Source organism: Micromonospora sp. LOL_025, from assembly GCF_048060285.1.
Taxonomy (GTDB): domain Bacteria; phylum Actinomycetota; class Actinomycetes; order Mycobacteriales; family Micromonosporaceae; genus Micromonospora.
In genome coordinates, this window is sequence record NZ_JBHMIR010000011.1 from 110,682 (window position 1) to 123,654 (window position 12,973).

Genomic DNA, 12,973 nt, shown 5'->3' on the forward strand with positions numbered 1-12,973 from the left:
CGCTGACCAACAGGGCGGCGGCGCTGACCGGCGGGGCGGTGGCGCGGTGGCAGTGCGGGGGAGCGGGGTGGAGGTGCGGGGGGACGCGGTGGGGCAGACGGGGGAGCGTGGTGGGGCGACCGTCTGCCTGCTCGCCGTGGGGCTGGCGTTCGTCATGGTCGGGTTGTTCGGTGCCGCCGTCGGCGCGGCCCGGGCGGCCCGGCAGCAGGCCCGGGTGGCGGCGGACCTCGGCGCGCTGGCCGGTGCGGCCCGGGCCCTCCTGGGCGAGTCGGCGGCCTGCGGCCGGGCCGCCGAGATCACCGCCGCCAACGGTGGTCGGCTGCTCGCCTGTCGACTCGACGGACTCGACGTCCTGGTGACCGCCGAGGTGGCCGTCACCCCGCTGCCCGGCCTGGCGCGGGTCGCGGCGGCCAGCGCCCGCGCCGGCCCGCTCCGCGGCTGAACGACAGGCGGCGCAGCTCGATCGGGACCGCCCGCCCGAAATTACCTCCACCAGCCCGGCCGGACACGAGTAGTTCCGGGAGACGTTCGCGTTCTCCGCCGTTGCCGGCGGCGGTCGACGTCGTCACCGGGACGTCGGCAGCTTCACCAGATCAGGCGAAGCCTCCCGGGTGGCGGCAGTGGCACGGCCAGGCCGCCAGTGGCGGCGAGGCGCTGCGGGAACCGGGTGTCGAGCGGCGTGGTGCCGGGCCGGGCGGCACCGGGCCGCGCCGTACGCGACCGGGCCGGGGTGACGGAAGCCGGCACCCCGACCCGGGCGGATCAGCGTCCCTGAAGAGCGTCGAGGGCGACGGCCATCGCGATCACGAGGCGGCGGTCGACCTGCGGGTGATGGATCTGGACGACGTACCGGTCGCGCAGACCCCACTGCTTGATGACGGAGAAGACCGGCTGACCGCCGGCGACGAAGTCGAAGTGGTAGGGCAGCCAGGACAGCGAGTCGACGAACCGGCGCAGCAGCGCCACCGGCATGCTGCGCTCCTGGCCGGTGACCTGCGGCAGGCCGGCCTGCTCGACGTGCCAGGTGGACCGCAGCAGGGACTGGGCGAAGTCCTTGCGGAACAGGCCGATCGGGTTGCCGGCGTGGTCGGTCACGTCGTACGTGGCACCGATGTCGAGGCGCTGGCGGGCCTTGAACCCGAGCAGGGGCTGCTGCTTCGAGTCGTCGGTGTAGATCGTCACCTGCTCCTTGAAGGCGAGCCGCTTCTGCTGGGCGAACGCCAGCAGGCCACCTTCGGAGCCGTCCGGTGCCACGGCGTGGACCTCGTACTGGTTGACCATCATCCGGAGCCGCTGCCGGATGTGGAACTGCTGCTGGGCCTGCAAGTTGTCGAGTTGCATAAATTCTCCTTCGAGGGGTCGCCGGAGTGTCGCACAGCTCCATCCGTGCCGCCGCCGACAGGTCACGCGTCCCTCCCCGCAGGCTACGCGGCCCGACCTGCCAGAACGCGGCGGTTCCGGCCGGCCCGCCACCCCGTCCGGACCCTGCCGCGCTGCCCGACCCTGCTACCGCGCCGGCCCCGGCGGCGCCGTCCGACCGGCGACCCCGCCGCGCCCCGCGACCCCGCCGTGGCCGATCCCTTCGCGCGACTGGCAACCGCGCCGCGAGCGGGAACCGCGCCGCGACCCAACCCCTCCCGCGACCGGCAAACCCGGCCACGAGCGGAATTCCGCAGCGCTCCGCGACCCCGCCGCGGCCATGCTGGGTTGTCCGGAGCGGGGTCACCGGCCCCCGTCGACGGTGGCCTTGAGCGCCCACGCGTTGAGGACCTGGTGGATGCTGCGCAGCCGCTCGTTGATCTGTTCCAGGCGTTCGGCCTGTGCCAGGCTCGCGAGCGCGGTGCCCAGGGCGATCTGCTGGTCGGGAGTGAGTTTCTCCTGGTCGATCGTGTAGAGCAGGTCGACGGTCTCGGCGATGGTGTCGGCCACGACTCCTCCTTCGACGGGAAACACGGCAAGGATCCGCGAGCAGCGATGGAAGCGCTCCCACGTATTCGTTGCCCCGAGAGAAGGGGTTCTATGCCTGCTTTCCACCACCCGGGACGGGGGCGTCCCCCGAACCTGCCTCCACCACCCGGGACGGGGAGCCACCCGGACCCCCAGGGCCGCCTGCGGCGAGGTCGTCCGGAGCGACGCGTTCCCCCGGAACCGGAGGGCCGCTCGGCAGGACGGCACCTCGAACCCCGCGGCGGCCCGGGACCGCGACATCGCCACCGGACGAACCGCGGGACTGCGCGTCGGACGAGCTGCCGGACGAACCGCTGGACGAACCGTCGGACGAGCTGCCGGATGAACCGTCGGGCGAGCCGCTGGAGGAGTTGCCGGACGGGACTCGGGACGGAACGTCGGGCGAGTCGCCGGACGGGGTGCCGGACAAGCCGCCGGACGAGTCGCCGGACGGGCGGGGGGCCGGTACGCCGTCGGGCAGGTTGGCGAGCACCACGTCCAGCACCCTGACGGCGTCCGACTTGGAGAGCGGGTTGTTGCCGTTGCCGCACTTCGGGGACTGCACGCAGGACGGGCAGCCCGTCTCGCAGCCGCACTCCGCGATCGCGTCGCGGGTGGCCCGCAGCCAGGCCGCCGCCGTCCCGTACGCGCGCTCGGCGAAGCCCGCCCCACCCGGGTGCCCGTCGTAGACGAAGACCGTCGGGGCCCCGGTGTCCGGGTGCACCGCCGTGGAGAGCCCGCCGATGTCCCAGCGGTCGCAGGTCGCGGTGAGCGGCAGCAGGCCGATCGCGGCGTGTTCGGCGGCGTGCAGCGCGCCCGGCACGTCGGCGGGTTCCACGCCGGCGGCCGTCAGGGACTGCGGCGACAGGGTGAACCAGACCGCGACCGTACGCAGTTCCCGGGCCGGCAGGTCCAGCGGGCGGGTGTCGATGACCTCGCCGGTGGCGATCCGCCGCCGCTGGTACGACACCACCTGGCTGGTCACGTCGACCTCGCCGAGGAAGAGCCCGACGGGGCCGGCGTCCACGTACGAGCGGACCGACACCACCGACAGCGAGGTGACGTCGCGGGCGTGGGTGGACCAGTCCGGCTCCTCGGGGTGCACCAGCGCGCACCCGTCGGCCAGGTCGAGCGAGTCGACCACGTACGAGACGCCCTGGTGCAGGTAGACCGCGCCGGGGTGGAGCAGGAAGTGCGACGAGCCGCCGTCGACGGTGCCGAGCAGCCGCCCGGTCGCCGCCTCGACCACGCAGACCGGGGCACCGCCCTCGCCACGCAGGTCCACCTCCGGCCGCTCCCGGTGCCGCCAGTACCAGCCGGTCGGCCGCTGCCGCAGCGCCCCCGCCGCCACCAGCTGGTCCACCGCCTCCTTCGCCCCGTCGCCGAAGAGCGCCAGGTCGTCGGGGGTCAGCGGCGCCTCGACCGCCGCGGAGGCGAGCTGCGGTGCCAGCACATACGGGTTGGCCGGGTCGAGCACGGTCGCCTCCACCGGCCGCCCGAACAGCGCCTCGGGGTGGTGCACGAGATAGGTGTCCAGCGGGTCGTCCCGGGCGACCAGCACGGCGAGCGCCTCCTGCCCGGAGCGCCCCGCCCGGCCGGCCTGCTGCCAGAGGGAGGCCCGGGTGCCCGGGTAGCCGCAGATCAGCACCGCGTCGAGGCCGACCAGGTCGACGCCCAGCTCCAGCGCGTTGGTCGAGGCCAGCCCGAGCAGGTCGCCGTGCAGCAGCGCCCGTTCCAGTTCGCGTCGTTCCTCGCGCAGGTAGCCGGCCCGGTAGGCGGCCACCCGGTCCCCGAGCCCGGGCACCGCCTCGTCGAGGGACCGGCGGGCGTTCGCGGCGACCACCTCGGCGCCGCGCCGGGAGCGTACGAAGGCCAGCGTGCGTACCCCCTCGGCGACCGTGTCGGCGAGCAGGTCGGCCGTCTCCCGCAGCGCCGAGCGGCGGACCTGGGTGAGGTCCGCCTGCTGGTCGGCGGCGGAGTCCGGCGGCAGCAGCGGCGGCTCCCAGAGCGCGAACGTCACCCCGCCGCGCGGCGAGGTGTCCTCGGTGACGGCGGTGACGGGCAGCCCGGTGAGCCGCCCGGCCGCCGTCGCCGGGTCCCCGGAGGTGGCCGAGGCCAGTACGAAGACGGGCGTGCTCCGGAACCGGGCGCACTGCCGCCGCAGCCGGCGCAGCACGTGCGCGACGTGCGAGCCGAAGACCCCCCGGTAGGTGTGGCACTCGTCGATCACCACGTACGTGAGCCGGCGCAGGAAGCCGGACCACTGGGCGTGCCCGGGCAGGATGCCGTGGTGCAGCATGTCCGGGTTGGTCAGCACGAACCGGGAGTGCTTCCGGATCCACTCCCGCTCGGCGCGCGGGGTGTCCCCGTCGTAGCAGGCGGGGCGTACCCCCTCCAGTTCCAGCGCGGCGACGGCGCGTAACTGGTCGGCGGCGAGCGCCTTCGTCGGCGCCAGGTAGAGCACGGTGGCCCGGGGGTCGGCGAGCAGGGTGGCCAGCGCGGGGAGCTGGTAGGCCAGGGACTTGCCGGACGCCGTGCCGGTGGCCACCACCACGTGCCGGCCGTCGTACGCCAGGGTGGCCGCCTCGGCCTGGTGCCGCCAGGGCGCGACCACGCCCCGCCGGGCGAACGCCGCGCGCAGGTCCTCCGGTGCCCAGTCCGGCCACGGGGCGGGCTCGCCGGCCCGTGCCGGCACCCGCTCGACGTGGGTGACCGGGTCGGCGCCGGTGCGGGCGCGCAGCCGGCCCAGCAGGTCGGCCGGCGTTCGCCCGGGGCCGCCACCTGCGACTACGGTGGCCGCGGGCGACGGCCCCGGGTTGCCGCGCGCCGGGTCGGAGGTCACGTCCTGCACTCTCGCACTGGTGTTCGGAGATGGAAAGCGGGGGGCCGGGGTAAGGGGAGGCCCCCGCCGGTGAGCAGAGCCGGTGTCCGGCGGGGATGGTTAGATGCCCAGGAGAGTTTACGGCTCTTGCGAGGGAGGACCGATGGAGCTGTCGCTGGCGACCCGCACCGTGGGCGAGCACACGGTGCTCGAGGTCGGCGGTGAGGTGGACGTCTACACCGCGCCCCGGCTACGGGAGCGGCTCCTGGAGCTGGTCGACGGCGGGGCCCGCCACGTCGTGGTCGACCTGGGGCGGGTGGACTTCCTCGACTCCACGGGGCTGGGCGTGCTGGTCGGCGCGCTCAAGCGGCTGCGCGCGGCCGGCGGCTCGTTCGCCCTGGTCTGCGACAAGGAGCCGCTGCTCAAGATCTTCCGGATCACCGCGCTCGACCAGGTCTTCCCGCTGCATCCCACGGTCGACGCGGCGATCGGCACCGACCCGGCCGGCACCGGCGTCTGATGGCCACGGTCAAGCTCTCCTTCTCGCCGGCCCCGGTGCACGTGCGCACCGCGCGCCTGGTCGGCGTGGCGGTCGCCCGGCGGGCCGGGGTCCGCGAGGAGCTGCTCGACGAGGTGCGGCTGGCCATCGGTGAGGCGTGCACCCGCGCGGTCGCCCTGCACCGCCAGTACGGCGTGTCCGAGCCCGTGCTCGTCGAGATGTCCGACACGGGGGCGTACGCGGTGCGCGTCGTCGACCGCGCGCCGATCGAGGCCGGTCTCGGCCTGGCCGCGCTGAACGCCGACCAGCTCGCCAACGAGTCGCTCAACGAGGACGACCTCACCACCGGTGTCGGCTTCGCGCTGCTGGCCGGTTTCGTCGAGGACCTCCAGGTCCGCCCGGTCGACGAGGGCATCGGCACCGAGGTGCGGATGGTCTGGCCCGTCGGCCGTTGAACTGATCTTCCACCGCTCTCGCCGAGGGCGTCGTGCGCCGTGAGAGGCCGCGTCCCGCCGGGGCGCGGCCTCTTCAGCATGGATGGGCTCCTATATCAGATTTTTCCTCATAACACAGCGACGAAGATCATCGCGGCGGGGTGCCCCCTCGATGTGACCTCCAACACTGTGGAGGGCTACAGTACGCGGGTTGTCAGCAAGTGATCCATCCCGCACCCAGCGCGAACTGTCGTTCCTCGCTGGTCCGTTCGGGGTGGGGTGGCGCGCGCTTGCGACTCCGCATCCAGGCGCCGGGTCGGTGCGTCTGCACCGGCCGGCGCGAGCGTTCGGTACAGGAGGACACAGATGTCCGACACGTTGGCCGCCGAGGGCGGCGGGATCTCCCTCACCGGAAACAACGTCACGTACGTCGTCATCGCCGCGGTCATCGCGCTGGTGGCGCTCGCCTTCGCCGGCGCGCTGACGAAGGCCGTACTGGCCGCCGGCAAGGGCACCGACAAAATGCAGGAGATCTCCGGCGCGGTCCAGGAGGGCGCCTCGGCCTACCTGCTCCGGCAGTTCCGGACCCTGGCGATCTTCGTGGTCATCGCCGTGGTGCTGCTCTTCCTGCTGCCGGTGCACGGCACCGACGGCAGCGAGACGGCGGTGAAGATCGGCCGGTCCGTCTTCTTCGTCGTGGGCGCGCTGTTCAGCGCGTTCATCGGCGGCGCCGGCATGTGGCTGGCCACCCGGGCCAACCTGCGGGTCGCCGCCGCCGCCCGGGAGCGCGAGGGCGGCCGGGAGGCCGCGATGAAGATCGCCTTCCGTACGGGTGGTGTGGTCGGCTTCCTCACCGTCGGCCTCGGCCTCTTCGGCGCCGCGCTGGTCGTGCTGTTCTACCGCAGCGACGCGCCGACCGTGCTGGAGGGCTTCGGCTTCGGCGCCGCGCTGCTCGCCATGTTCATGCGGGTCGGCGGCGGCATCTTCACCAAGGCCGCCGACGTCGGCGCCGACCTGGTCGGCAAGGTCGAGCAGGGCATCCCCGAGGACGACCCGCGCAACGCCGCCACCATCGCCGACAACGTGGGCGACAACGTGGGTGACTGCGCCGGCATGGCCGCCGACCTCTTCGAGTCGTACGCGGTCACCCTGGTCGCCGCGCTGATCCTCGGCCGCGCCGCCTTCGGCGAGCAGGGCCTGGTCTTCCCGCTGATCGTCTCCACCATCGGCGTGCTCATCGCGATCGTCGGCGTCTTCATCACCCGGCTGCGCGCCTCCGACCGCAACGGCCTGACCGCGATCAACCGGGCCTTCTACATCTCGGCGGTGCTCTCCGCGGTGCTGGTGGCGATCGCCACCTACGCGTACCTGCCGGCCACCTTCGCCGAGCTGGAGGGCGGGCTGACCGACGTCGACGAGAACCCGCGGGTGGTCGCCATCGGCGCGGTCGTCATCGGCATCGTGCTGGCGGCGGCCATCCAGGCGCTGACCGGCTACTTCACCGAAACCAACCGGCGCCCGGTGCAGGACATCGGCAAGAGCTCCCAGACGGGCGCCGCCACCGTCATCCTCGCCGGCATCAGCGTCGGCCTGGAGTCGGCGGTCTACTCGGCGCTGCTGATCGGCGCCGGCGTGTTCGGCGCGTTCCTGCTCGGGGGCAGCTCCATCACGCTCTCGCTGTTCGCCGTGGCGATGGCCGGCACCGGCCTGCTCACCACGGTCGGCGTGATCGTCGCGATGGACACCTTCGGCCCGATCTCCGACAACGCCCAGGGCGTGGCGGAGATGTCCGGCGACATCGACGAGCACGGCGCCCGGACGCTCACCGAGCTGGACGCGGTCGGCAACACCACCAAGGCGATCACCAAGGGCATCGCGATCGCCACGGCGGTGCTCGCCGCGACGGCGCTGTTCGGCTCGTACACCGACACGCTGCGCACCGCGTACGCGGACGCCGGGGTGGGCGACGTCGGTGCCGAGATCCTCAACTCGCTGAACGTGGCGAACCCGCGCAACCTGGTCGGCCTGATCATCGGCGCGGCCGTGGTGTTCCTCTTCTCCGGCCTGGCCATCAACGCGGTCTCCCGCTCGGCGGGCGCCGTCGTGATGGAGGTACGCCGGCAGTTCCGCGAGCTGCCCGGCATCATGGACGGCACCCAGCGTCCCGAGTACGGCAAGGTCGTCGACATCTGCACCCGGGACGCGCAGCGCGAGCTGATGACCCCCGGCCTGCTCGCCATCCTCGCGCCGATCGCGGTGGGCTTCGGCCTCGGGCCGGGCGCGCTGGCCGCGTACCTGGCGGGTGCGATCGGCGCCGGCACGCTGATGGCGGTCTTCCTGTCGAACTCCGGCGGCGCGTGGGACAACGCCAAGAAGCTCGTCGAGGACGGCGCGTACGGCGGCAAGGGCTCCGAGTCGCACGCCGCCACGGTCATCGGCGACACCGTCGGCGACCCGTTCAAGGACACCGCCGGCCCGGCGATCAACCCGCTGATCAAGGTGATGAACCTGGTCTCGCTGCTGATCGCGCCGGCCGTGGTGGCGTGGAGCGTGGGCGACGAGCGGAACACCGCCCTGCGGGTGGGGATCGCCGTGGCCGCGACGTTGATCATCGCCGCGGCGGTGGTGTTCAGCAAGCGCAAGGGCGTGGCGATGTCCGACGCCGACTCCGGCAGCGGCGCGGGCAGCCCGGACCAGCGGCCGGAGACGGTCAACGCCTGAACCGTCCGGCATCCCGGTCCCCGGTCGGCCCGCGCGGCCGGCCGGGGACCGCCCGTACACCCCGGCAAACCTGTCCGGTGCCCGGACTCGACAGAGGCCGTACGCTGCAACGCATGCGCACGTGCCGGGCGGCAGCCGCCGGAAAGCTCACGGTGGTCCTGGCCACGCTCGTACTCGTGCTGGCCGGCTGCGGCGGCGGCCCCAGCCCGCGGGCGTGGGCGGCGTCGGTCTGCTCCGCGCTCACCCCGTGGCGGGCCGAGATCAGCAAGCTGACCAGCAGCACCGACCAGCAGATGACCGCCCAGACCACCCCGGCGCAGGCGAAGGAGAACCTGGTGCGGCTCTTCGGCGGCGCGGAGCAGGCCAGCGAGACCGCCCGGCGCAAGGTCGAGGAGGCCGGCATCCCCGACGCCGAGCACGGCGAGGAGGTCTCGGCGGGCTTCCGGGCGTCGCTGGCGAAGGTGCGCGACGCGTACGGCAGGGCCCGCGACACCATCGACGGGCTGGGCACCGGCCAGCCCACCGTCTTCTACGACGGCGTCCGGGCCGCCGTGGACACCCTGAACAAGGAGTACGACGCCAGCGCGCTCGACACCAGCCGGCTCAACTCCGAGGAGTTGAAACGCGCCTTCGACGAGGTGCCGGAGTGTCGCTGAGCGGGACCGGTGACCCGTCGGGCGGCGAAGCGCTGCCGGTGCTCTTCCCGGCGCCCGCGGACCGGGTCGCGCCGGCCGCCCGCCGGGCCGCCCCGCCCCCGCCGGCCGACGCCGACGAATCCGCCCGGCAGTTGACCTTCTTCGGCGCGGAGGCGGCGGACCCGTCCGTCGCCGATCTCGCCGGCCTGCTGGCCGGCCCGGGCGAGGCGGTCCGGATGGGCGGCACGGCCCGGCTCTCGGTCGTGGTCGACGCGGCCTGGCGGGTGCACGTCCTCGTCGCCGAGCTGGCGCTGCGCGGGGTGGCGGCCACCTGGGAGGCGACCACCGACGGGCGGCACGCGGTGCGCACCTCGTACGCCCGCTCGCTGAAGCCGCTCGCGGTGGCCTGGCTGCGCGGTGCGGGCAAGCGGCCGCCCGCCGGCTTCCACCTCAACGGGCGGCGGCTGCGGCTCTGGCTCGCCGCGGCGGGGGCCGCCGAGCCGTCCGGCTTCCTGCTCCGGCTCGGCGCCGCCGACGAGGAGTGCTGGGCGCCGGTCGGCGGGGCGCTCGACGCGGTCGGCCTCTCCGGGGTGCTGCTCGGGCCCGGCGAGGGCGGGCCCGCGTACCGGATCACCGGCCGGCGGCGGCTCGCCCGCCTGGCCGAGCTGGTCGGCGACCCGCCGCCCGCCGCCCCGGCGACGGAGTGGCCGGCCCGGTCCTGACCGCCCGTCGGTGCCCGCCCCGTCGAGCCGGTCGTGCCTGTCCGATGGGGGACAGCAAGTGCGCAATTTCGCGGAAAACGGCCGGGTGGGGCCTCGGCCGAGGGTCCGCCATCGTCACAGTGTCCCGCCCGGCGGCACACGCACGGTGTACGGTGGCGCCGTCCGGCACGCCCCGCCGTCGGCGGAGAAAGAGGCCGCCCCGCCGGGACGGTTTGCCGCCCGCGAAACCCGAAACGCGGGCGGCGCGTTACGTTGGACATCCGGACCGCCGGGGGTCGGCGGGCCGAAAGTGGCCCGAACCGGGCGCCGGTGGCTACGAGCAGGAGTGAGGTCGGGGAGAGACGTGCCGAGCAACGCTGGAACCACCCGTCTGGTCATCGTCGAGTCACCGGCGAAGGCCAAGACGATCTCGGGCTATCTCGGCCCGGGGTACGTCGTGGAGGCCAGCTTCGGCCACGTCCGGGACCTCCCGCGCAACGCCGCCGACGTGCCGGCCAAGTACAAGGGCGAGCCGTGGGCCCGGCTCGGGGTCGACGTCGACAACGGCTTCCACGCCCTCTACGTGGTCTCCGCCGACCGGAAGCAGCAGATCAGCAAGCTGGTGAAGCTGGCCAAGGAGGTCGACGAGATCTTCCTGGCGACGGATGAGGACCGCGAGGGCGAGGCCATCGCCTGGCACCTGGTGGAGACGCTCAAGCCCAAGGTGCCGGTCAAGCGGATGGTCTTCCACGAGATCACCAAGCCGGCCATCCAGGCGGCGGTGGCCAACCCCCGCGAGATCGACCGGGACCTGGTCGACGCCCAGGAGGCCCGGCGCATCCTCGACCGCCTCTACGGCTACGAGGTCTCGCCCGTGCTGTGGAAGAAGGTCATGCCGAAGCTCTCGGCGGGCCGGGTGCAGTCCGTGGCGACCCGGATCGTGGTGGAGCGCGAGCGGCAGCGGATGGCCTTCCGCACGGCGGAGTACTGGGACATCCTGGCCACGCTCGCCGTGGCGAACGCCAACGAGGGGCCGCGCACCTTCAACGCCACCCTGGTCGCGCTGAACGGCGACCGGATCGCCACCGGCAAGGACTTCGAGCCGACCACCGGCCGGGTGAGGGCCGGCGCGGGCGTCGTGCACCTCGACTCCGGCGGCGCCCGGGGCCTCGCGGCCCGCCTTCAGGGGCGGCCGTTCACCGTCACCCGGGTCGAGGAGAAGCCCTACCGCCGCCGCCCGTACGCGCCGTTCATCACCTCCACCCTCCAGCAGGAGGCGGCCCGCAAGCTGCGGTTCTCGTCGCAGCAGACGATGCGCACCGCGCAGCGGCTCTACGAGAACGGCTACATCACCTACATGCGTACCGACTCGGTGAACCTGTCGGAGACCGCCATCGCGGCGGCCCGCCGGCAGATCGTCGAGCTGTACGGCGAGCGCAGCGTGCCGCCGGAGCCGCGCCGCTACACCGGCAAGGTGAAGAACGCGCAGGAGGCGCACGAGGCGATCCGCCCGGCGGGGGACAACTTCCGCACGCCGGGCGACGTGGCCAAGGAGCTGTCCGCCGAGGAGTTCAAGCTCTACGAGCTGATCTGGCGGCGCACCATCGCCTCGCAGATGACCGACGCCGTCGGCTCCAGCGTCTCGGTGCGCATCCGCGCCGTCTCCTCCGCCCAGGAGGAGGCCGACTTCGGCGCCACCGGCAAGACCATCACCGACCCGGGCTTCCTGCGGGCGTACGTCGAGTCCAGCGACGACGAGAACGCCGAGGCCGAGGACGCCGAGCGTCGCCTGCCCAACCTGGTCAAGGACCAGCCGCTCACCGCCGACGAGCTGGCCGCGCAGGGCCACCACACCCAGCCGCCGTCGCGCTACACCGAGGCGTCGCTGGTGAAGGCCCTGGAGGAGCTGGGCATCGGCCGCCCGTCGACGTACGCGTCGATCATGCAGACGATCCAGGACCGCGGGTACGTGACCAAGCGCGGCCAGGCGATGATCCCGACCTTCCTGGCCTTCGCCGTGATCGGCCTGCTGGAGCGGCACTACCCGCGCCTGATCGACTACGACTTCACCGCCAGCATGGAGAACGAGCTGGACGAGATCGCCGGCGGCGACCACGCGGCCGTCGACTTCCTCACGGCGTTCTACTTCGGCAGCGCCAACGGCGTCGGTGACCAGGACATCGCCCGCTCGGGCGGCCTGAAGAAGCTGGTCACCGAGAACCTCAACGAGATCGACGCGCGCAGCGTCAACTCCATCCCGCTGTTCACCGACGACGAGGGCCGCGAGGTCGTCGTACGGGTGGGCCGCTACGGGCCGTACCTGCAGCGGGCGGTGCCGGGCGAGCAGCAGGCGCCGGCCGCCGAGGGCGAGGAGGGTGGCGGTCAGGGCGACCGGGCACCGATCCCCGAGGGGCTGGCGCCGGACGAGCTGACCCCGGAGAAGGTGCACGAGCTGTTCCTGGGCGGCGGGGGCGAGCGCAAGCTCGGCGACGACCCGGGCACCGGTGAGCCGATCCTGCTCAAGTCGGGCCGCTTCGGCCCGTACGTGGCCAGCGGCGAGCGCAAGTCGTCGCTGCTGCGCTCGCAGTCGCCGGACTCGCTGACCTTCGACGAGGCGCTGAAGCTGCTCAGCCTGCCCCGGCTGGTCGGGGTGGCCCCGGACGGCACCGAGGTCCTCGCGAACAACGGCCGCTACGGCCCGTACGTCAAGCAGGGTGACGAGTTCCGCTCGCTGGACTCCGAAGAGAAGATGTTCACCGTCACGCTGGACGAGGCGCTGGCCCTGCTGTCCGCTCCGAAGGCCCGCCAGCGCCGGGCCGCCGCGCCGCCCCTGCGGGAGATGGGCGTCGACCCGCTGACCGAGAAGCCGCTGGTCATCAAGGACGGCCGGTTCGGCCCGTACGTCACCGACGGCGAGACGAACGCGTCGCTGCGGCGCGGCCAGACCCCGGAGGCGTTGAGCATCGAGGAGGCCTCCGAGATGCTCGCCGAGAAGCGGGCGAAGGGGCCGGCGCCGAAGAAGACCGCGGCGAAGAAGGCACCCGCCAAGAAGGCCACGGCGGCGAAGAAGACGGCCGCGGCGACCAAGTCGACGGCGGCGAAGAAGACCACGACGGCCAAGGCCACCACCGCCAGGAAGACCCCGGCGAAGAAGGCGGCCCCCCGAAAGGCCACCACCAGCACCGACTGACTGAGCGCCCGGCTCGCCAGCCGGC

General features: G+C 73.5%; 9 protein-coding genes and 1 pseudogene. 7 read left to right on the forward strand and 3 right to left on the reverse strand.

Annotated features, from left to right (window positions below; all coding sequences use genetic code 11):
• Nucleotides 1–46: 46 nt before the first annotated feature.
• The gene (locus ACFHW0_RS16605; RefSeq protein ID WP_416608608.1) at nt 47–442 is read left to right on the forward strand and encodes an Rv3654c family TadE-like protein; all 396 of its coding nucleotides are present in this window, start codon (nt 47–49) and stop codon (nt 440–442) included.
• A gap of 320 nt (nt 443–762) precedes the next feature.
• Here ACFHW0_RS16605 and ACFHW0_RS16610 read toward each other — a convergent pair whose 3' ends face one another.
• The 3 genes and pseudogenes from ACFHW0_RS16610 to ACFHW0_RS16620 all read right to left on the reverse strand — a co-directional run.
• The gene (locus tag ACFHW0_RS16610) at nt 763–1,341 is read right to left on the reverse strand and encodes a hypothetical protein (protein WP_416608610.1); all 579 of its coding nucleotides are present in this window, start codon (nt 1,339–1,341) and stop codon (nt 763–765) included.
• A gap of 381 nt (nt 1,342–1,722) precedes the next feature.
• Complete coding sequence (locus tag ACFHW0_RS16615) at nt 1,723–1,929, reverse strand: hypothetical protein (RefSeq protein ID WP_121397051.1); 207 nt, start codon at nt 1,927–1,929, stop codon at nt 1,723–1,725.
• 466 nt (nt 1,930–2,395) lie between these two features.
• Nucleotides 2,396–4,789, reverse strand: a pseudogene (locus ACFHW0_RS16620) (DEAD/DEAH box helicase); the annotation flags it as partial.
• A 142-nt stretch (nt 4,790–4,931) separates the two neighbouring features.
• Here ACFHW0_RS16620 and ACFHW0_RS16625 point away from each other — a divergent pair.
• The 6 genes from ACFHW0_RS16625 (at nt 4,932) to topA (ending at nt 12,948) form a co-directional block, all read left to right on the forward strand.
• The gene (locus ACFHW0_RS16625) at nt 4,932–5,288 is read left to right on the forward strand and encodes an STAS domain-containing protein (RefSeq protein WP_210833090.1); all 357 of its coding nucleotides are present in this window, start codon (nt 4,932–4,934) and stop codon (nt 5,286–5,288) included.
• The gene (locus ACFHW0_RS16630; RefSeq protein WP_121397049.1) at nt 5,288–5,722 is read left to right on the forward strand and encodes an ATP-binding protein; all 435 of its coding nucleotides are present in this window, start codon (nt 5,288–5,290) and stop codon (nt 5,720–5,722) included. Before ACFHW0_RS16625 ends, ACFHW0_RS16630 begins: the two co-directional genes overlap by 1 nt.
• Before the next feature lie 345 nt (nt 5,723–6,067).
• Complete coding sequence (locus tag ACFHW0_RS16635) at nt 6,068–8,422, forward strand: sodium-translocating pyrophosphatase (RefSeq protein WP_416608613.1); 2,355 nt, start codon at nt 6,068–6,070, stop codon at nt 8,420–8,422.
• A 113-nt stretch (nt 8,423–8,535) separates the two neighbouring features.
• Entirely contained in the window at nt 8,536–9,078 is a 543-nt protein-coding gene (locus ACFHW0_RS16640; RefSeq protein WP_416608615.1) for a hypothetical protein, read from the forward strand.
• Complete coding sequence (locus ACFHW0_RS16645; protein ID WP_416608617.1) at nt 9,069–9,779, forward strand: hypothetical protein; 711 nt, start codon at nt 9,069–9,071, stop codon at nt 9,777–9,779. The genes ACFHW0_RS16640 and ACFHW0_RS16645 overlap by 10 nt, the downstream gene beginning before the upstream one ends.
• 343 nt (nt 9,780–10,122) lie before the next feature.
• Complete coding sequence (gene topA, locus ACFHW0_RS16650; RefSeq protein WP_416608619.1) at nt 10,123–12,948, forward strand: type I DNA topoisomerase; 2,826 nt, start codon at nt 10,123–10,125, stop codon at nt 12,946–12,948.
• The last annotated feature ends 25 nt before the right edge of the window (nt 12,949–12,973 follow it).

Bases quoted from the DNA above. Each gene is read 5' to 3' on its own strand.
- ACFHW0_RS16610 (WP_416608610.1), bottom strand. From the start codon at position 1,341: ATGCAACTCGACAACTTGCAGGCCCAGCAGCAGTTCCACATCCGGCAG.
- ACFHW0_RS16640 (WP_416608615.1), top strand. From the start codon at position 8,536: ATGCGCACGTGCCGGGCGGCAGCCGCCGGAAAGCTCACGGTGGTCCTG.
- ACFHW0_RS16625 (WP_210833090.1), top strand. From the start codon at position 4,932: ATGGAGCTGTCGCTGGCGACCCGCACCGTGGGCGAGCACACGGTGCTC.
- ACFHW0_RS16630 (WP_121397049.1), top strand. From the start codon at position 5,288: ATGGCCACGGTCAAGCTCTCCTTCTCGCCGGCCCCGGTGCACGTGCGC.
- ACFHW0_RS16635 (WP_416608613.1), top strand. From the start codon at position 6,068: ATGTCCGACACGTTGGCCGCCGAGGGCGGCGGGATCTCCCTCACCGGA.